At 43.5% G+C, this 519-nt stretch carries 2 pseudogenes; one reads left to right on the top strand and one right to left on the bottom strand.

The features are described 5' to 3' along the window. Positions 1 to 252: pseudogene (locus R7R24_RS30420) on the top strand (tellurium resistance protein); the annotation flags it as partial. A gap of 46 nt (positions 253 to 298) precedes the next feature. Here the strand turns inward: R7R24_RS30420 and R7R24_RS30415 are convergent. Then, positions 299 to 519: pseudogene (locus R7R24_RS30415) on the bottom strand (hypothetical protein); the annotation flags it as partial.

Genomic DNA, 519 nt, shown 5'->3' with positions numbered 1-519 from the left:
TGTTATTTCCGCTTACTTCGATTGAAGTTCCAACCCTCGATTGCAGCGGTGACTTTTCCTTCAGTCATCAGCGCCATTGCGATGCACCGATTAACCTCTTTTTTCGCACAATCTCATCCTCAATGGCATTGGTTACACGATTTCGGTTTTTTAGAACTCAGTATCGCGACTGTATTGGTCGTTTGGGTATCGGCAGGTTATGTGAAAATGTACTGGCCAGAAATTGTAAGAACCCCGACCAAACAAGCATAAAAAAGGCCTCATTAAGAGGCCGTTTTTTATCACTATCAACAAAGTATTAACCCGTAAACTTCGCCATGAAGTTACCGACGTTAGTCAAACTCGATGCAGCCATCACGATAACAATCGCTGCTCCAGTTAGCGTTAAGTACATTGGGTGTTGGTAATCACCGACGATATCTTTGCGCTTTGTCGCAACCAAGACGGTACCCAAAACGATAGGAAGGATAATGCTGTTCACTAAACCCGCTAACATAAGCAGAAGAATTGGCATATCCA

The sequence above is a fragment of the Vibrio sp. 704 genome (assembly GCF_033339295.1).
This window is presented reverse-complemented; position numbering and strand designations above follow the sequence as displayed.